The sequence below is a fragment of the Streptomyces sp. NPDC086519 genome (assembly GCF_040686075.1).
Lineage (GTDB): Bacteria > Actinomycetota > Actinomycetes > Streptomycetales > Streptomycetaceae > Streptomyces > Streptomyces shenzhenensis.
The window spans coordinates 1-19,054 of sequence record NZ_JBFBJL010000025.1 but is presented as its reverse complement, the minus strand read 5'-3'; the positions used below and the strand labels follow the sequence as shown (position 1 = coordinate 19,054).

Here is a 19,054-nt window from a genome sequence, read left to right as displayed (position 1 = left end):
CGACGGGGGAAGACATGTGGAGACGCCATCCAAGCCGCTCACGTGGAATGAAGCCCTTCGCGGCCAGCCGCTGTGATCGGTGACGTAGACCGGGCGATCACCGGGGCCCGGCCAGGGCACAGCCGTACGGGGAGACGCCGTCGGCCCGCTGCCCTGCTCGGACGGTGAGGTCGAAGCAACGCGGGCCGGTCGGCCGAATCGATTCGCCACACCTACGTGTGCGCGTGCAACGGAGCGCTGCGCACAGCACCTCACCGGTGGCTCCACGGTGCCCTCCCACAAGGAACGGATCCTGGTCCGCCGGTTTGACGCGGCGTCGAGAGCGGACGCCGGTTTCGCCGCACAGTTCGTCGAATGGGGGATTCCATGGCCGGGCAATCACGCGAACTGGAAGCCTGTGAAGAACCGACACTGCCAACCTGCGTCGCGCCCGACTGCGTCACCGCTGGAATCCTGACCCGTGCCCACGAGCGCTGGCAGAGCGGCAGCCTCAGGGCTGCCATAGCCCTCGCCGAGGAGGCCGTCCAGGCGGACTGCGACCGCTGCGACAGGTGCTGTTCCGTCTATGCCGATCTGCTGCTGATTCTGTTCCTGGTGGGCATCCGCCAGGTGGCAACGGCGGCGGATCTGCAGCGTCGGCTCCTCGCGTCGCCGCAAGTGCAGGACGACCCCCAACTCATCGCGAGCACCACGCTCGTGGGGGCGAAGGTGGCGCTCGCCGCGGGTGACCACGCGGACGCGGGCGCACTCGCCGAGCGGGGTCTCAAGCTCGCGGCCGAGACCGGCCAGACCGCCTGGACCCCGGTCGGGAACCTGGTGCTGGCCACGACGACCCTGCGCGGGGGCGACATCTCCGCAGCGCTGCATTACAGCGCCAAACTGGAGGAGGACGCGGTCTTCGCCCGGGAGATGTTCCCGATCGGACAGTCCGCGTGGGCCATCGTGCAGCTCAGCGAGGCGGGCAAGGGGCGGGACAGGGCCGCGACCCTCGCCCGGGAACTGCTTGAGTCCGAGACGTTCACCCGTCGCCTGCTGGCGGCGGAACCCGCGGCGGTGCCCTGGCTGGTGCGGCTGCTGCTCCGGGTCGGCGAGCGCGGCCCGGCCCGTGCGGGAGTCCGCTTCGCCGGGCGGCTCGCGGCCGAGAACCCGGACGTCGACTCCGTCGGCGCCGCCGCCCTGCACGCCGCCGCCCTGCTGGAGGGCGACCTCGACAAGTTACGGCGTGCCGCGGAGTCGCACACCGATCCCTGGGCACGCGCCTCGGTGCTGGAGGACATCGGCGTCCGGCTCTGCGAAGGACAGGCGGAATCCCCCGAGGCGGCCGGGTACTTCGAGTGTGCGATGCGCGCCTACACCTGCATGGGAGCGCTGCGCGACTCGTCGCGGGTGATGAGCCGTCTGCGGGGCATCAACGCCAGCCCGCGCTCCCGGGAACGGTGCCGGCCGCGCAGCGGCATCCGGGGACTGACCGACACGGAGTACGCCGTGGCGAAGCTGGTCTCCCAGGGGCTGACCAACGGCGAGACGGCGGAGCAGATGTTCCTGTCCCGGCACACGGTCGCCTTCCATCTGCGCAAGGTGTTCCAGAAGGTCGGGGTCAAGTCCCGGCTCGAACTGGCCGTCATCTGGAACGAACTCGACACCGGCCCGGCCGCCGACGTCGCGCCCGTCCCGAACTACAGCCGGATCTGACCCGGCGTCGCGCTGCGCCCGCGCGCCGGCTCAGCCCGGCGGCACACGGCTCGCCGGGGCGGCGGTGCGCGCCGGGTCCCGCTCCAGGACGCGGGCGAGGGCCACGGCACCGTACAGCGACGTGAGTCCGCCTCGGCAGGACGCCCGTACCGGTGGTGCGGGCACGCCCGGCCGGGCCAGGGCGTGCAGATGGTGCGCCACCATGTCGACGAAGCCGGGCAGTCCGCCGGCGAACCCGCCGCCCACGACCACCATTCCCGGGTGCATCAGCTCCCGGACGCCGGTGACCGCCAGTGCGATCCGGTGACAGGTACGGTCCACGGCCCGTACGGCCCACGGCTCCTGGAGCGCGAACCCCTCCCGTAGCTGCCGGTACGTCACGTCGGCGCCGTGCAGCCGGCCGGCCCGGGCCAGTGTGGCCGGGCCGGACGCGGTGGACTGCAGACAGCCGCGTCGGCCGCACCGGCAGGGCGGACCGTCCGGGTCGGTCACCACATGGCCGAGCTCGAAGGAACCGCGGCCGCGGCCGGGGACCGGGGCGCCGCCGGAGGTGAGGCCACCCCCGACACCGGTCCCGACCCCGACATACAGCACGTCGGCGCAACCTGTCGCCTCCGCCTCCGCCAGCGCGGCCAGGTCTCCGTCGTCGGCCCAGCCGACAGGCGTGTCCGGGAACAGCTCCGCCATGGCACGGCGGACGTCCAGGCCGACCCACTCGGGGCGGCTCGGCCAGACCACCACGCGGTCGTCCGAGCCGACGGTGGCGGGCAGCGCGATGCCCACGGCGGCGAACCCGCCCGGAACCTCCCGGCGCAACAGATCGACCTCGGCGGTGAGCCGGGCCAGGTCGGAGGCGGCTCCGCGGCCGGGCCAGCGCACGACGCGCTCACGGGCCTCCCCGCCAGGGATCTCCGCACGCAGGGCCACCTTGGTGCCGCCGATGTCCATGCCGAGCCAGGCCGCCGGCTCCCGTGAGCCGGCGGCCGCGGAAGGCAGGCTCATCCCAGGCCGCCGACCGGACCGGGGGGACACCAGGCCAGCAGCTCCGCGGGAGACGTCAGGACCAGGTCGGGACCGGCATCCAGCAGGCCGGCCTCGTCGACCGTCGCCCAGGTCGCCGCGGCGGAGGTCACGGCCGCGCCCCGGGCGCTCCGGACGTCCGCAGGGGCATCCCCCACCATGATCGCCTCCTCGGCAGGGACACCGAGCAACCCGAGGGCCCGGAGCACGATGTCCGGCGCCGGCTTGGGGCGCGCGACCTCGTCGGATCCGATCACATGGTCGAAGTACTTGAGGATGCCCAGAGTCTCCAGCAGCGACCGGGCCCGCACTCCGGCTTTCCCGGTGGCCACTGCGAGCCCCAGCCCCCGGGCCCGCAGGGTCTCCAGCAGATCCACCATCCCGTCGATCACCGGGACCTGGTCGGCCAGCTTGTAGCTCTCCCGGACGAACGGCTCCTCCATCTCCGGCGGGAGGCCCATGATGCGCATGATCTCCGGAAAGTACAGGCCCTGGTACCGCTGGTACTCCGCGAACGGGGCCGGGCCGTCACCGACCACCTCGGCGTACGCGGCGGCGAACGCCCTGCCCATCACCTCGTGGCTGTCGACCAGGACCCCGTCGAGGTCGAAGATCACCGCGCTGCGTGGCGCGACGGTCGTCATCTCTCACCTGCCTTTGAATCGGCCGGCCCGACCGGCACCAGGGACTTGGCCGCGGCAGCGTAGATCGCTTCGATGACCGTGACGATCCGGTGGGCGCCCTCGATCGCCCGGCCCCGCGACGAGGGTGCGGACGACAGCGTGCCCAGCATGGAGAGCTGACGGTCGTACTCGGCGCCGACCGGTTCCGCGGGCACCAGGATCTCGCTGACCTCTCCCGCCCGGACGTGGGTGATCCCGGACCGCGGTACGCGGTGGGGACTGAACCCGAAGGTGCAGCACAGGGTCGCGGTCCCGGCGGTGCCCTCGACCCGGATCGTGGTGACGTCGCGCGTCGCGCTGTGCGAGGCCCAGCTGGCCCGCAGCCCGAGGGAGAGGCCGCCCTCGGCGACCAGGAAGGCGCGCACGGTGTCCTCGACGTCCGCGGTGACGCCTGTGACCGGCGATTCACGGCGCCAGGCCGCCGTCCAGCCCGCCTCGTTCACATGGTCGTCCGTGGTGACCGCAGCGATCTGATCGAACGTCAACGGGCCGACGACCGCGTCGAGCACATCGAGGAGGTGCCAGCCCAGGTCGAAGAGGACGCCGCCGCCCGCCTGCGAGCGGTTGGTGAACCAGCCCTTGGCCTGCGGCACGCCACGGGCCCGGATCCAGGACAGGTCCACATTGCGGATGCGGCCGAGCGCCGGGACCAGCCGGGCCAGTTCCGTGACGTCCGCCCGATGGCGGAAGGCGCTGCCTGCCAACAGGGTTGCGCCGCCGCGCCGTTCCGCGTCGGCGAGGAGTTCGGCCTCGCCGGCGGAGAGGCACACCGGCTTCTCCACGAACGTGGCCAGCCCGCGCAGCAGGAGGTCCCGGGCGACCGGGGCATGGGCGTGGTTGGGGACGGCGACGACGGCGAGGTCGGCCTGCCCGGTGTCGAAGGCGCGGGTGTCCGCGAACGCCGGACGTCCGGTGGCGGCGGTGAACGCGGCGCGGCGCGCCGGATCGGGGTCGGCGGCGGCCACCACGTCGTAGCCGTCGTGGGCCAGCAGCCGGGGAAGCCAGATCTCCTGGCCGGACCAGCCGAGTCCGACCAGGAACGTGCGTACGGTCATCCGGCGCGAACCAGCTCTGCCACGATGGCGGCGGCGTCCGTCAGCGCCGGCACGGAGCCGAGCAGCGTCCGGTGGTGCAGCCAGACGCAGTCGGCGCTGATGGCCTCCGCGTTCGGGCACCGTGCGGCCACCTCGTCCACCGTCTCGTCCGGTGCGTTGATCTCCCAGAACGCGTCGGTCCGGTAGACCGCGCGGAACGCCGCGAACGCCGGGAGCCCCGCCGCGACCAGCCGGTCCACCAGGGTGTTGCGCCGCTCCTCGGACCAGCCGGGCAGGCGGAACATCGCCATGTAGTGGGGGTTGCGGTCGGCCCGGTCGTCGTCGGCCTGCGGCTCGACGCCGGGGATGTCGGCCAGCAGCGCGGACAGCACCGGCCAGCGCTCCTCACGGACCGTGATCTGGCCGTCCAGGCGGGCGAGCTGGGCGCGCAGCACCGCGGCCGAGAACTCGTTGAGCCGCATGTTGGTCCCGGCCACCTGGTGCCGGTAGTGGCGGTCGGTGCGGGGGCGGCCGCAGGAGTGACGAAGGAACGCGCTCTCGTACCGCTCGTCGTCGGGGAAGAGGACGGCGCCGCCTTCACCGGCGGTCATCAGCTTGCCGTTCTGGAAGCTGAACGCGGCGATCGAGCCCAGTTCGCCGACCCGTCGGCCACGCCACCGCGCCCCGTGCGCGTGTGCCGCGTCCTGGAGCAGCGCCACGCCGGCGTCGGCGGCGAGCTTCTCCAGTCCGTCCATGTCCGCCATCAGCCCGGCCATGTGCACGGGCATGATCACCTTGGTCCGCGGGGTGATGGCCGCGGCCGTCGCGGCGACGTCGATGCAGTACGTCCCGGGGTCCACGTCCACGGGCACGCTCACCGCGCCCAGTCGCTGTACCGCCTGCGAGGACGAGATGAAGGTGATCGCGGGTACGATCACCTCGTCGCCGGGGCCGACGCCCATGGCTTGCAGGGCGAGCTCCAGCGCGTGCGTTCCGTTGGTGACGGCCAGCGCGTGCCGGGCACCGTGGTACTCGGCGAACTCCTCCTCGAAGGCGTTGACTTCACCGCCTCCCATGCGCCACCACTGGCCCTGTGCCAGCGCACGTTCGAGAGCCTCGCGTTCGGTGTCGTCGAACTGGGGCCAGTCCGGGAAGGTCGGTGCGGGCCGGGGATTCATACTGGCTACTCTCCTCTTGTCTCCCGCCCCGCAACGGTGGGTTCCCTCCGAGCAGCCTCGGCCGTCCACCGTGGAGAGGGGTCCATGTACTGCGCCGCCTCGCGGGTGGACCGCTCCGGAGGAATCCGAGAAGGCATCCGTGGGCGAGGCGATGGGGTGTCAGCTCACCGTAGGCAGCCGGTCGCGCCGTCGCATCCCACGACCTGGTAGTACCCGTCCGAGGGCCGGCGTGACGGATTCCCGCCCACGTGTACAGGGGTTTCGCCGGGGAGCGCGCACTACCCGGGTGAAGGATGCCGGGGCGTCCGTCGCGAGCCTACGGTGGCGGGCGGGCAGCCGGAACCGGTGCCGGGACGGGGCCGCCGGCCCGCCGGCCCGCCGACGCTGCCGATCTCTCACCTCCGTCGCGGAAGGGCCCAGATCATGACCCGCCCCGTCGTCAGCCCGGACGAGCTGCACTCCCTGGAATTCGCCGACCCCCGGACGCATGCCGAGCGTGAGCTCACCGAGGCGTGCCCTCATCCGCGCGCGGAGCGGCCGTGCCACCGGCAGTCGCCGCGTGCGGACCGTCTCGGCTGCCAGGTGCTCAGCCACTACGCAGACGCGATGCCCGTGTACCGCGACGAGGAGCACGTCACCACCGAGCGCGGCGCCGAGCCGTTCCCGGACCCGGACCGCCTCACACCGGACGACCGCCCCGACCCACACCCGGCGTCCGGCTTCGGCGCGCACATGCGCACGGCCGAGCAGACCGGCCCCGAGCAGCGGACTCACCCGGGCGTCCGGTACGGCATGAGTACCCTGCCGGTGGCACGCACCCCCGAGGGGCGGTGACACGGGATGCCCCGCACACAACCGCTCGCGGGCACCGGCCTGCCGCTCGCGGGCATCACCGTGGTCGCCGTCGAGCAGGCGGTGGCGGCACCGCTGGCCACTCGTCACATGGCCGACCTCGGCGCCCGTGTGATCAAGGTGGAACGCCCGGACGGCGGGGACTTCGCACGGAGCTACGACACCAGTGTGGGCGGACTGGCCAGTCATTTCGTCTGGCTCAACCGGGGCAAGGAGTCGGTCACGCTCGACCTGAAGTCGCCCGGCGGGCGCCAGGTCCTCGCCGAACTCGTCGCCGGTGCCGACGTCTTCGTGCAGAACCTCGCCCCGGGCGCGGCCGCCCGGCTCGGATTCGGGGCCGCCGGGCTGAGGGCCCGGCATCCGCGGCTGGTGACCGTCGACATGTCGGGATACGGCGGCACCGGCCCCTACCGGGACAAGCGGGCCTACGACATGCTCATCCAGTGCGAGGCGGCCGTGGTCTCGGTGACCGGAGCTGCCGACCGTCCGGCGAAGGCGGGCATTCCCGCCTCCGACATCGCGGCGGGCATGTACGCCCTGTCCGCGACTCTCGCCGCCCTGGTGGGGCGAGGAGTGGGAGGCCAGGGCGCCGCGCTGGAGATCTCGATGCTGGAGGCGACCAGCGAATGGATGGGCTACCAGATCCACCACGCCCAGGGGACCGGACGTTCGCCCGGTCCTATGGGGCTGTCGCATCCCAGCGTGGCACCCTACGGCGCGTTTCCCACGGCCGACGGCGCGGACGTGGTCATCGGAGTGCAGAACGACCGGGAGTGGGCGAGGTTCGCCGCGGAGTTCCTGGGCCGGCCCGATCTGGCGACCGATCCGGCCTGGGCGACGAACGTGGCCCGCGTGCGGCACCGCGCGGCGGTGGAGGCGCTGGTCGCCGAGCACACTTCGGCGACGGCCGTGGACCGGGTCGTGGCCTGCCTGGATGCCATCGGCATCGCGTCCGCTCGGGTCAACGGGGTCGACGACCTGCTGGACCATCCGCAGCTGGCCGCGCGCCGCCGCTGGCGTCCGGTGGAGACGCCCGGCGGCACGGTACGCGCACTGCTGCCGCCTTTCACCGTCGAAGGCGTGGAGTTGCCGATGGGGCCGGTCCCGGCACTCGGCGAGCACACCGCGCCGGTACTGCGCGAGCTGGGCTATTCCGCCGCAGACATCGCAGGCCTGCGGCGCTGCGGTGCTGTCTCCGGGGTGCCGGAGAACTCTCCGGCCTGAGCCGGAGGCGCCTGTCGAGTCGGCACGGAGCGCGGTGCCGGTGGTGCCACCGGTCCGTTTCTCCGACAGGGGCAACACGATTCCCGACCCCTGGATCCGCCCCGACCGACAGGGCGCGCCGGGTCCGGCGGGCGGCACGTCCGATCCCGTCCGCGAGGCCGACGCCGCGCGGAGTCGGCCGGGGAGCCCGGGGCGGCACTGCCGACTTGCCTGAAGCGGGCCCGGAGGCCGGCCGTTCTCCCCGGTCACCGGGATCGGAGCCGCCCGGGTCCAGCAGCGCCGGGTACGTTGCGCGGCCGCCCCACAAGGCAGTGGCACTGTCCGGGTCGCCTCGGGCGGGGATGCTCCCGCTAGGAGGACAGCCGGGGCCAGCCCGTCGCGGGGGCACTCGTCGTGTGCTCGCGTATCCCCGTCTGCCGGACAGCCAGGTCCTTCCACAGGCTCGCCAGTTGCACGCGGGACTCCACGTCCAGTTTGCGGAAGATCTTGCGCAGGTGGAATGCGATGGTGTGCTGCGACAGGAAGAGCTGGCCCGCGGTCTGCCCGTTGGTGAAGCCCTGGGCGACCAGATGCGCGACGGCGTACTCGGTGTCGGTCAGTTCCGGGATCTCCCGCCTACGCTGGTGCCGGCTCACCACGCCGGTGTCCGCGGTGCTGTGGTGCAGCCGGGACTCGACGCGCGAGGCGTCCCGCCACGCTCCGGTCTGCGTGTAGGTGTCCAGCGCCTGCTGGAGGTCGCGGGCCGGGGTGGTCCGGTCGTCGGCACCGCGGGCGAGGATGACAGCGATGTCTTCGTTGGCAGACGCCTTCGCCCAGGGATCGACGTGCGACTCGGCGGCGAGCCGGAGCTTGCCGAGGTCCTCGTCGTACAGTCCGGCGGCGTGGGCCGCAGCCGCCTGCACCGTGCTGAAGTGCGGGTTCTCGGTGGCCAGTTGCTGGCAGATCCGAACGCCGTGTGCCGCGAGCTGCTTGTGGCCGCTGTTCATCATGAGCCGGACGAGCCAGGGCAGCGCCGCGGGTTCGGCGATCGAGAGCTGCCGTACGGCCGTGTCCGCGGCGAGCAGCTCGGCGCCCAGCAGCACGGCATGGCGCCGGCCCTTCTCGGCCTCGGCGATCTGGATCACGGCCCAGGCGGCCTGGCCGACATGGAGCATCTCCCGCCGGAAGACGGTGTCCTCTTTCAGCTTCTGCGTGTAGCGGACGGCCGTGGACAGGTGGCCCTGGCGCAGTGCGGACTGTGCCAGCACGAAGTGTCCGAGCGGTGTCCAGGCCTTGAGCCCGGCCTGCTCGGCTTCCCCGAGTCCGGCGGTGGCGAGCTTGGCCGCCTTCCCGAAGTCACCGGTGGCGAGGATGACCCCGGATCGAGCGAGTGTCGCGGTCGCGGTCAACTGGTCGTCGCCGCGCGCCTGGACGAGTTCGTCGACGGTGTCCAGTACGGCGTGTGCGTGGTCCGTCCTTCGGACCTGCGCAAGCAGGAGGCTCAGGACGAACGCGGCTTCCGTGCGGCAGGGGCTGTCCACCGTGCATCCGCCGTGCAGCGCCTGTTCGGCGATGCGGATGCCGTCGTCCAGCCGGCCGTCGCGCCAGGAGCGCCGGGCCGACGAGATGAAGGAGGCGGTACGGCACGGTGATGCCGCGCACTTCAGCGGAATTACCGCCGTGTGGGGAGTGTCGCATTCGGCTAATGTGTCATTTTGCAAAGTAAACCCTCCCCTGGGAAATGTGAATTCCACATCGTCGAGCGAGCCTATGAGCGGCTCCGTGCGGTTGTCAACGGTGGGCATGCGGGGCCATAATTCGACCTTTTAAGAGTAATTTCATGCCCCCGCTAAATTTGGCAATTTTTTTGCTGGACACGGCTTGACTTTCCGCGTGCGAGCCGCCCGGCGGGATGTGCGGCTGTCGCGCGTTTGTGCGGAGTGTGATCTGGAAAGGTAGCTGAGCTGGGCCGATTCGGTGATCGGTTCGGCGGCGTCCAGGACTGTCAAGTCGTGCGGTTGTGGCGCGGTGCAGGGGCGGGTGAGCCTTTCGACTCGGGCCCTGAGGGGGTCCGAGGGTCGGATTCCGCCGTCCGGAGAGGTTGGGTATGAGTGCCATTCTTTTGTTGAACGGGCCTAATCTCGGAATTCTTGGAGAACGCGAACCGGAAATATATGGCCGAGAGACTCTCGGTGATATCGAGAAAATGGTTGCGGCTGAAGTGGCGGAAGCGGGCTGGGACGTGATTTCGGTCCAGCGGGAGGGGGAGGGGGAGCTGGTACAGGCCGTGCACGAGTACCGCGCCGCGACCGTCGGCGCCATCGTGAACCCCGGCGCCCTGATGATCGCCGGCTGGAGCCTCAGGGATGCGCTGGCGGCCTACGATCCCCCGTGGATCGAGGTGCACCTGTCGAACGTCTGGGCCCGGGAACGGTTCCGGCACGAATCCGTTCTCGCACCGCTCGCCTCCGGCGTCGTCGTCGGCCTCGGCGCTTTCGGCTACCGACTGGCCGCGCAGGCGCTCGTGCGGCTGTGCGAGGCCGGCGCCGGGCAGCCGTGACCCTCCGGGCCGTCACGAGGGCGTCGTGCACCTGCCACCACACCGGGAGCGGACAGTGATGACTGCCGAACGGGCCGCGGCCGGCTTCCCGCCGCCGGACGCCCGGCACCCCCACCATGGACGACCGGGGACTGGGACAGCGCACGCCGCCGCAGCCTCCCCGCACCGCCGATGATGCACCTGGGGCTGCCAGGGACCGGCCCGGCCCCGCTGCCGCTCGCGGCCGCGGTCTCCCGGCCCACGGCGCAACAGCCCGAATGGCCGGATCCGGCCGGTGTGCGGGCCGTCCGCGAGGCGCTGCGCACGGCGCCGCCGCTGGTCCTGCCCGCCGAGGCCGACCGCCTCACGGCCCGGCTCGCGGAAGTGGCGCGCGGTGCGGCCTTCCTGCTCCAGGGCGGGGACTGCGCCGAGACCTTCACCGGCAACACCGAATCGCATCTGCGCGGGAACCTCGACCTCCTGGCCCATATGGCCGCCGTGCTCGCCCGCGCGGGCGGCCTGCCGGTGGTCCGGCTGGCCCGGATGGCCGGACAGTACGCCAAGCCCCGCTCCGCCGCGGTGGACGCCCACGGGCTGCCCGTCTACCGCGGTGACATGGTCAACGGCCGCGCCGCGACCTCGGCGGAACGGGCGCCCGACCCGCACCGGATGCTCCGGGCCCATGCCGCCTCGGCGGTCGCGATGAACTTCGTGCGGGCCTGGACGGGCGGCGAAGTCTTCACCGGCCACGAGGCGCTGGTGCTTGACTACGAGTGCGCGCTGCTGCGGCCGGGTCCGCCCGGCGACCGCCGGCCCTACAGCGGCTCGGCGCACTACCTGTGGATCGGCGAGCGGACGCGCCGGCTCGACGGCGCCCACATCGGGTTCGCCGAACTGCTGGCCAACCCCGTCGGTGTGAAGCTGGGTCCCACCACCACCCCGGAGGAAGCCGTCGAGTACGTACGGCGGCTGGACCCGGACGGAGTCCCGGGCCGGCTGACACTGGTGAGCCGGATGGGACACCGGCGGGTTCGCGACGTGCTGCCGCCCATCGTCGAGAAGGTGACCGCGCTCGGACACCAGGTCGTCTGGCAGTGCGACCCCATGCACGGCAACACCTTCGTCGCGTCGACCGGTCACAAGACCCGACGCGTCGAGCACATCGTCGACGAACTCGCCGGGTACTTCGAGGTGCACCGGCGGCTCGGCACCCGGCCCGGCGGCGTCCATCTGGAGCTGACCGGGGACGACGTCACCGAGTGCCTCGGCGCGGGCGTCGGCGAGGCGGACCTGCCGGACCGTTACGAGACCGCCTGCGACCCCCGGCTGAACGCCCGTCAGGCGATGGCGGTGACCACGCTCCTGGCGGAACTGATGCGTCGGGCACCAGGCGTTGGCGGAGCGGCCTGCCACTGCCATGGGCGTCCTGACAGGATGTCCGCATGGAGCTTGGACTGATCAGCCTCGCCGACCTCACCCCGGATCCGGCGACCGGTGACGTCGCGCCCGCCGGCAGGCGGATCGCCGACATCGTGCGCGCCGCCGTACTCGCCGACGAGGCGGGACTGGACGTCTTCGCCGTCGGCGAGCACCACCATCCGAACTACGCGGTGTCCTCGCCCGCCGTCGTGCTCGCCGCGATCGCCCAGGCCACCACGCGCATCAAGCTCACGAGCGCGACGACGCTGATCGGGGTCCTCGACCCGGTACGGGTGTACGAGGACTTCGCCACCGTGGACCTGATCTCCGGCGGCCGCACCGAGATCACCGTGGGCCGCGGCGCGTTCCCTGAGCCGTTCGAGCTGTTCGGGTACGAGTTCGACGACTACGACGCCCTCTTCACCGACCACTTCGAGCTGCTGCGCAAGATCACCGCCCAGCCCTGGGTCAGCTGGTCGGGTCGCCACCGCGCGCCGCTCACCAGCGCCGGGGTGGTGCCTCGGGCCAACCGCTACCCGCTGCCCGTCTGGGTCGGCGTCGGCGGAAACCGGGGGAGCGCCAAGCGGGCCGGGTCGCTCGGTGTGCCCATCCTCGTCGGCGCCACCGGCGGTGCGCTCTCGCGCTTCGTCGAGACGTTCGCCGTGTACCGGGCGGCGGCGGAACAGGCGGGGCACGATCCGGCGGAGCTGCCGGTGGCCACCGCGAACTATCTCCATGTCGCGAACACCCCCGCCGAGGTGGACCGCTTCCACGCCCACTGGGCCGCGTACGCCGCCCACCACTCCCGGGGCCGGCTCCAGGGCCAGCGCGAGATGTTCGACCTGCAGCGGGGCGAGGACGGCGCGCTGCTGCTCGGCAGCCCGCAACAGATCGTGGACCGGATCGGGCGGCAGTACGAGCTGTTCGGCCACGACCGGCTGCTCGCCCAGATCGACCTCGGCGGGATGCCCTTCGCGAGGGTTGCCGAGATCATCGAGATCCTCGGCGCCGAAGTGCTCCCCGCCGTACGCAAGATGAACCGCTGACCGACCCGACGACCACCGACCCGGCTGAGGCCGGCCGGGCTCGGACCGCCCCAACCTCTGGCACCTGCGGATGAAACGGCCCGCGCCAGGTGAAAGGCGGGAAGGTCGCAGGCTGCGATCAACGCCGGAGCCGGAGCCGGAGCCGGAGCCGGAGCCGGAGCCGGAGCCGGAGCCGGAGCCGGAGCCGGAGCCCGGGCCGCGGCGCTCGCGTCAGCCACGGGCGGATTCGGCTCGGCGCTGCCCGACGCCGACGAATCCGCCTGCACACCTCCGGCGGCACAGGTCGAGGACATGGGCCGCCGGACGATGGTGGTGCGGTGCGGTGCGGCGCGGTGCGACCGGACCGGCGGAGCGCCGGCCGACGCCGCGAACTGGCCGGTCCGCGCCCGCCTCGGCGACCGTCGGCCCTGCTCACCCTCGTCCCCGTGGCCGGCCCCGGGCAGTTGCACGCGCCCTGCCCGGAACAGTGGACCGGACACGACCGCGTACCGCTGCGTGCGGTCTCCTGGCCCGCCGGGGCGTCCTCGACTCGTGACCGAGAACGGTGGCGGCCAAGACATCGCTGTCGTGGACGACGCGGTCGCGGCAGCCGAGAACGCCACCGTCCCCACCGCGCTCAAGAGCCTCACCCGGACTCCGGCGCTCGCACTGGCACCGTCGGACAGCACGGCCTGTCTCCTCACCGCGCCCCTCCTCGTCGACCGACTCGGCACCCGGGCGGGCCGGTTCCCACCGCCGCGGAGTTCTCCGCCCGGACGCTCACCGGGACCGCGGGCCGACGCTCTCACCGGCCAAGTGCCGCCTGCCGGCACCGCTGACAGCCGTCGACCGTGACCGCACGGTGGTCCTGCCGGGCTACCAGCCCGAGGGATGTGGGCCCTGTCGGCCGGAACCTACGGTGGTCGGGATCAGGGCGCAGGCCGATGTACCCCGCCGGAAGATCCCTGCACACCCGGCCCGGGCATGCCGACACGCCATGCCCGGACGTGCCCGTTGACCACCGAGTCGCATTGGAGAACGGACGTGCAAGGCCATGATCACTACGTGCGCCAGATCCTCACCAAGCTGAGCGCCGAGCCCGATGGCATCCCGCTCGTTCACCGGGACACGCCGACCACCGCCCGCGAGCTGGCGGACTCCGTCATCCACGCGGCGGCCCGGATGCGCGAGCACGGCGTCGGCCCCGGCGGAACGGTGGCCGTACTGACGAACCCGAACACGCCCGCGACCCTGATCCTGCGCTACGCGGCGAACCTGGTGGGCGCCACCGCGGTGCACATCCGCGGTGTCAGCGCGATCGACCCCTCCGACCAGCTCTCCGCCGAGGCGCAGCTCGGCATCCTCGTGGACGTCGAGCCCACCCTGCTCGCCGTCGACCAGGACAACATCGCGCGGGCACGGGACCTCAGCGCTTTCCTGCCCAAGCGGCCACCGGTCGCGGTGCTCGGCGGCGGTGACGACCTCCCGGCCGCGCTCGACCTGTCGGCCCCCGGTGACTTCGACCTCGCCACCGCCGAGCAGGGCACGATCGCCGTCGTGACCTACACCAGCGGCTCCACGGGCAAGCCCAAGGGCGTCAGCTGGCCCTACGCGGTCAAGAACGAGATGATCGCGACGTCCGCGGCCCGCGGCGGCCGCGGACGCTGCCTGGTCACGGCGCCGCTCACCCACTCGAGCGGCTCCACCGCGGACGACACGATCGTCGCCGGCGGCACCGTCGTACTGCACCCCGGCTTCGACGCCGCCGAGGTGCTGCGCGCCGTCCCCCGCCACGGGATCACCCGCCTCGTGCTCGGCACTCCGCAGGTGTACACGCTGGCCGAACACCCCGATATCGCGAACACCGACCTGACGGGCTTGCGCGAGCTGTTCTACACCGGCAGTCCCGCCGCACCCGAGCGGCTCGCCCACGCGGTGAAGGCGCTCGGCCCCGTCCTCTTCCAGGTCTACGGCACCAGCGAGACCGGAATGATCAGCCTGCTGACACCTCAGGACCACCTGGCCCCGGAGCTGCGCGCCACCGTGGGCCGTCCGCTGGAGGCCGACCGGGTGAGCGTCCGGTCCGTCGCCGACGGCCGGGAACTGCCCGTCGGCGAGTCCGGCGAGGTGTGCGTCCGTGGCCGGTGGCAGATGGCCGGCTACTGGAACGAACCCGAACTGACGGCGCGTGTGCTGCGGGACGGCTGGGTGCACACCGGGGACATCGGACACCTGGACGAGGCGGGCCTGCTGCATCTGCACGGCCGCATCGCGGACGTCATCAAGGTCAAGGGCATCAAGGTTCACCCGAGCGCGGTCGAGCGGGTGCTCCTGGATCACCCGGGCGTGGCGACCGCCGCGGTCTTCGGCGTCGAGGACGAGCAGCGCGTCGAGCGGATCTGCGCCGCCGTGGTGCCGCGCGACGGTGTGACCCTGGACCGCGCGGTGCTGGCACGGCACGTCGCCGACGCGCTGTCGGCGAACCATGTGCCCGCCGAGATCGAACTGCGGGAGACGCTGCCGCTGGTGGGTCCCGGCAAGCCGGACCGAGTGCGGCTGCGCACCGAGGTCCTGGCACGGGCCGCGCGGGCCGAGGGGACGGCGTGACATGGGGCGAGCGACACTCCCCGCTCCCCTGGTCACGCTGGTCGACGTCGATGGTTCCCCGGACAGCAGCGCCCAGCGGCAGGCGGCCGCCGAACCGGCCCTGCGCCACCCGCGTCCGTGGACGGCGCCGGACGCGGAACTGCCCCGGCGCGACATCGGCCCTGGCACCGCGGACGAGCCCCCGCGCGACACCGGACCGGACCGGCTCGTCATCAGCGTGATCCAGCGAGCCCGCCTCGCCGGTCCCGCCGTCCCGCCCGAGGAGATCGTCGACTGCCCGACGGTTCGCGCGCTCGCGGCGGTCGCCACCCCCGCGCAGGGTGGCGGCCGATGACGTCACTGCCCCTGGCCTCCCCCGACGAACTCGACGAACTGGACTTCGCCGACCCCCGGTTGCACGCCGAGCGCGACCTGACCGAGGTGTGGCGCCGGCTGCGGTCCGAGCGTCCCTTCCACCGCCAGTCGGCGCGCGGTTCGCAGCCGGCGTTCTGGGTGATCACCCGGTACGCCGACGCGGTGGAGGTCTACCGCAGCCGGGAGTTCACCACCGCCCACGGCAACGGCCTGCCCACCCTGCTCACCGGAGGGGACGCGGCCGCGGGGACGATGCTCGCGGTGACCGACGGACTGCGCCACCAGCGGATCCGCGCGATCCTGACGAGGGCGTTCTCCCCCCGGGTACTCGCCGCCATCCAGGAGGGCGTCCGCCGCACGGCGGACGAGGTCGTGGCAGCGGCCGTCGCCAAGGGCGAAGCCGACTTCGTCCGGGACGTCTCCGCGAACATTCCGCTCGGCGCGGTCTTCGACCTGCTCGCCGTGCCGCGGGGAGACCGGCAGTACCTGCTGGGCCTCACCGCGCAGACATGGCGTTCCGGGCACGCCGACACCCCGCCGGAGGACTCCTGGACCACCGAGAGCGAGATCCTGCTCTATCTCGCCGACCTGGCACGGACCCGGCGCGGCGGTGACGGCGACGACGCGATGAGTCTGCTCGCCAACTGCCGCATCGACGGGGAGCCGCTCAGCGACGCCGAGCTGATGGCCAACTGCCACGGCCTGATGACCGGCGGGGACGAGACCGGCCGGCACGCCGTCTCCGGCGGCCTGCTGGCACTGATCGAGAACCCGGATCAGTGGGACGCGCTCAAGAGCGGCGCCCTGGACCTCCGGACGGCCGCCGACGAGGTTCTGCGCTGGACCGCGCCCTCGCTGCACGGCGGCCGGACGGCCACCGCCGACGTCGAGGTGAACGGAGAGCCCATCCGGGCGGGCGAGATCGTCAGCGCCTGGATCGCCTCGGCCAACCGGGACGGCGACGTCTTCCCGGACCCCGACCGCTTCGACCTCACCCGCACACCGAACCGGCACCTTGCCTTCGCCACCGGCGCGCACCACTGCCTCGGGCACATCCTTGCCCGGGCCGGGATCGAGGCCGTACTGGACAGCCTGCGCCGGATGGTGTCCGGCGTGCGGCAGACCGCGCCGGAGACCTGGATCCACTCCAGCATCCTGCACGGCATGAACACCCTGCCCGTCACGCTCGAAGCCGATCCGGCGGGCCTGCCCCCATGACAGAGGAACACGGCGTGTCCCCTGTGCCCGAAGACGGAGACGAAGACGCGGACTCGCAGGCCGGGTCCGGACCCGCCGCCCGCACCGCCCGTCTCCGCCCCGTCGACCAGAACTGGCCTGATCCGTGGCCGGCTTCGCTCACCGCGACCGGCGACCGGACCCAGCAGAACGGAACACATTCGTGATCAACACATCGTTGCCCATCGTCCCGCAGGACAGCACCGACCAGCGGGAGATCTTCGCCACCGCTCTGGTCCGCCAGGCGCCGCTGCCCGAGCGGCTGAACACCGTTCTGCTGGAGATGGAGAAGGTCGCGAGGGACGAGGGCATCCCCGTCATCGGACGGCTCGAAGGCGCGATCGTCCGCACGCTCACCGCGCTGCGCGGCGACACCGTGACGCGGGTGCTCGACCTCGGCACCGCGATCGGCTACTCGGCGCTGTGGCTGGCGTACGCGCTGCCCGAGGGCGGCAAGGTCACCAGCATCGAACTCGACCCCGAACGGGCGGCACGTGCCGCGGACTTCATCGACCGCGCGGGCATGGCCGACCGCATCGAGATCCTCGTCGGTGACGCCTTCGAGCTGATCCCGGAACTCGGCACCTACGATCTGATCTTCCAGGACATCATGAAGCACCGGTACTTCGGCAGCGACCCCTCGCTCGCCACCGAGCTGCTGAAGCTGTCGAAGGCGCACCTTGAGGTGAACGGCTTCCTCATGATCGACAACGCCTTCTGCGGGGGCGGCGTCGTCGCCGGGGAGACGGCCGAACACTCCAACGAGCTGGTCGGCGTCCGGAACATGAACACGGCGCTCGCCGACGACCCCGACTTCGACGGCGTGATCCTGCCGGTGCGCGACGGTCTCTGGGTCGCGCGGCGCACGGCCTGAGGACCGGGCGGCAGACCAACGGCGCCGACGAGGGGAGCACCATGACGACCGGGCAGGACATCGAGGAGCTGGTGCGGTTCGTACTGGCGCCGGGCACGAGCGACGACCCGTTCGCCCACTACCGCCGGCTCCGCGAACTCGCCGACGTACACCGCAGCGAACGGACCGGTACGACACTCGTGTCGCGGTACGCGGACTGCCGGCAGGTCCTGGCCGACCAGGAGACCTTCCGGGTCGTCGACACCGACTGGATGGCGGACAACATCCCCGGATGGCGGCCGTCGCGCAGTCAGGAGCAGTTCCTGTCGTCGCTGTTCTTCCGCAACCCGCCGGACCACACCAGGCTGCGGCGGCAGCTGTCGCGGGGGTTCACCGCACGCCGGCTGCAGGTGCTGCGCCCGGTGGTGGAGAAGGAGGTGCTGAACGCGCTCGACCGGCTCGCCGCCGTCCCGTCCGGCCACGTCGCCGACTTCCAGGAGCTCGTCTCCGTTCCGCTGAGCCTGGCGGTGCTCGGCGGCCTGCTGGGAATCCCCGTGCGTGAGCACCCCCGCTGCTGGAGGCTGCTGCACGAAGCGGTCCCGGCACCCGACCCCACCGCCGACGAGGCGGCCAGGGCGGCCATGGGCCGGCGGGCGGACGAGGCCGCGGCCGAACTCGGCGCGCTCTTCGCCGAGTTGATCGCCCGTAAGCGCACCGAGCCCGGTGACGACCTCATCAGCGCCTGCCTGGTGGAACAGGCGGGCGACCCCGAGCAGCTGACCGACCGCGAGCTGGCGCTCGCGGTGCTCCCGGTCTTCGGGGCCGGCGTGACGACCCTGAGCGACACCCTCGGCAACATCATGCACACCCTGCTGACCAACCCCGGCCAGCTGGAGCGGCTGTCCGCCGACCCGGCGCGGGCCGAACGGGCGGCCGCCGAGGCGTTCCGGCACAGCGGCGGCTACCACATCACCCGCCGCTACGCGACGCGCGACACCGAGATCCGCGGGGTGCCGGTCGCCGCGGGATCAATCGTGGTGCTCCTGCTGGCCGGGGCGAACCGCGACCCTGAGGTGTTCGCCCGGCCGGAGGAACTGGACATCGAGCGCCCCGAGACCGCGTCACTGGCGTTCGGCACCGGAATCCACCACTGCCTCGGCGCGGCGCTGGCGAAAATGCTGGTCGAAACCGTGTGCGGGGCGCTGCACCGGGGGCCGGCGCTGCGTCCCGCCGGGGCACCCCGATGGCGGCCGTCCCTGCTGTTCTTCGGACCGGTGCACCTGCCGGTCACGGTCATGGCGGGCCCCCGCACGGCACGGCCGGCGCAGTAGCCTCCGGGGCGGCGTTCCTCACGGCCCC

General features: G+C 72.4%; 16 protein-coding genes. 11 read left to right on the top strand and 5 right to left on the bottom strand.

The window, feature by feature from the left end:
• The first annotated feature begins 366 nt into the window (after nt 1-366).
• Nucleotides 367-1,692 carry a helix-turn-helix transcriptional regulator gene (locus tag AB0P24_RS23805; protein ID WP_365797138.1) on the top strand — a complete coding sequence of 442 codons (1,326 nt, stop codon included), beginning with the start codon at nt 367-369 and terminating at the stop codon, nt 1,690-1,692.
• Between the two features lie 30 nt (nt 1,693-1,722).
• On the opposite strand, the gene AB0P24_RS23800 is transcribed toward AB0P24_RS23805, so the two are convergent.
• The 4 genes from AB0P24_RS23800 to AB0P24_RS23785 are packed head-to-tail and all read right to left on the bottom strand — an operon-like array spanning nt 1,723 to nt 5,607.
• Nucleotides 1,723-2,694 carry an ROK family protein gene (locus AB0P24_RS23800; protein WP_365797136.1) on the bottom strand — a complete coding sequence of 324 codons (972 nt, stop codon included), beginning with the start codon at nt 2,692-2,694 and terminating at the stop codon, nt 1,723-1,725.
• On the bottom strand, nt 2,691-3,356 hold the full coding sequence (locus AB0P24_RS23795) for an HAD-IA family hydrolase (protein ID WP_365797134.1): 666 nt from the start codon (nt 3,354-3,356) through the stop codon (nt 2,691-2,693). The genes AB0P24_RS23800 and AB0P24_RS23795 overlap by 4 nt, the downstream gene beginning before the upstream one ends.
• Nucleotides 3,353-4,450 (bottom strand): Gfo/Idh/MocA family oxidoreductase, encoded by a 1,098-nt coding sequence (locus AB0P24_RS23790; RefSeq protein WP_365797132.1) that lies wholly within the window; start codon nt 4,448-4,450, stop codon nt 3,353-3,355. Before AB0P24_RS23790 ends, AB0P24_RS23795 begins: the two co-directional genes overlap by 4 nt.
• Nucleotides 4,447-5,607: a DegT/DnrJ/EryC1/StrS family aminotransferase gene (locus tag AB0P24_RS23785; protein WP_365797130.1), complete on the bottom strand. Its 1,161-nt coding sequence runs from the start codon at nt 5,605-5,607 to the stop codon at nt 4,447-4,449. Before AB0P24_RS23785 ends, AB0P24_RS23790 begins: the two co-directional genes overlap by 4 nt.
• A 423-nt stretch (nt 5,608-6,030) precedes the next feature.
• Between AB0P24_RS23785 and AB0P24_RS23780 the strand changes: the two genes are divergently transcribed.
• Nucleotides 6,031-6,441, top strand: coding sequence for a hypothetical protein (locus tag AB0P24_RS23780; protein ID WP_365797128.1), 411 nt, complete (start codon nt 6,031-6,033; stop codon nt 6,439-6,441).
• Between the two features lie 6 nt (nt 6,442-6,447).
• Complete coding sequence (locus AB0P24_RS23775; RefSeq protein WP_365797126.1) at nt 6,448-7,683, top strand: CaiB/BaiF CoA-transferase family protein; 1,236 nt, start codon at nt 6,448-6,450, stop codon at nt 7,681-7,683.
• Between the two features lie 350 nt (nt 7,684-8,033).
• Here AB0P24_RS23775 and AB0P24_RS23770 read toward each other — a convergent pair whose 3' ends face one another.
• Nucleotides 8,034-9,383 (bottom strand): helix-turn-helix transcriptional regulator, encoded by a 1,350-nt coding sequence (locus AB0P24_RS23770; RefSeq protein ID WP_365797124.1) that lies wholly within the window; start codon nt 9,381-9,383, stop codon nt 8,034-8,036.
• Nucleotides 9,384-9,769: 386 nt separating this feature from the next.
• On the opposite strand from AB0P24_RS23770, the gene AB0P24_RS23765 reads away from it, so the two are divergent.
• The 8 genes from AB0P24_RS23765 to AB0P24_RS23730 all read left to right on the top strand — a co-directional run bounded on the left by AB0P24_RS23765 (nt 9,770) and on the right by AB0P24_RS23730 (nt 19,026).
• A complete protein-coding gene (locus AB0P24_RS23765) occupies nt 9,770-10,222 on the top strand; it encodes a type II 3-dehydroquinate dehydratase (protein ID WP_365797122.1) in 453 nt (150 codons plus the stop codon).
• 171 nt (nt 10,223-10,393) lie between these two features.
• Nucleotides 10,394-11,659, top strand: a complete 1,266-nt coding sequence (locus AB0P24_RS23760) for a 3-deoxy-7-phosphoheptulonate synthase class II (RefSeq protein ID WP_365797120.1) — start codon at nt 10,394-10,396, stop codon at nt 11,657-11,659.
• Nucleotides 11,644-12,666 (top strand): LLM class flavin-dependent oxidoreductase, encoded by a 1,023-nt coding sequence (locus AB0P24_RS23755; RefSeq protein ID WP_365797118.1) that lies wholly within the window; start codon nt 11,644-11,646, stop codon nt 12,664-12,666. Before AB0P24_RS23760 ends, AB0P24_RS23755 begins: the two co-directional genes overlap by 16 nt.
• Nucleotides 12,667-13,710: 1,044 nt before the next feature.
• Nucleotides 13,711-15,252: an AMP-binding protein gene (locus AB0P24_RS23750; protein WP_365797116.1), complete on the top strand. Its 1,542-nt coding sequence runs from the start codon at nt 13,711-13,713 to the stop codon at nt 15,250-15,252.
• Nucleotide 15,253: 1 nt separating this feature from the next.
• Complete coding sequence (locus tag AB0P24_RS23745) at nt 15,254-15,586, top strand: hypothetical protein (protein WP_365797114.1); 333 nt, start codon at nt 15,254-15,256, stop codon at nt 15,584-15,586.
• A complete protein-coding gene (locus AB0P24_RS23740; RefSeq protein ID WP_365797112.1) occupies nt 15,583-16,824 on the top strand; it encodes a cytochrome P450 in 1,242 nt (413 codons plus the stop codon). Before AB0P24_RS23745 ends, AB0P24_RS23740 begins: the two co-directional genes overlap by 4 nt.
• Nucleotides 16,825-17,005: 181 nt before the next feature.
• Entirely contained in the window at nt 17,006-17,716 is a 711-nt protein-coding gene (locus AB0P24_RS23735) for an O-methyltransferase (RefSeq protein WP_365797110.1), read from the top strand.
• Between the two features lie 41 nt (nt 17,717-17,757).
• Entirely contained in the window at nt 17,758-19,026 is a 1,269-nt protein-coding gene (locus AB0P24_RS23730; RefSeq protein ID WP_365797108.1) for a cytochrome P450, read from the top strand.
• Nucleotides 19,027-19,054 lie beyond the last annotated feature (28 nt).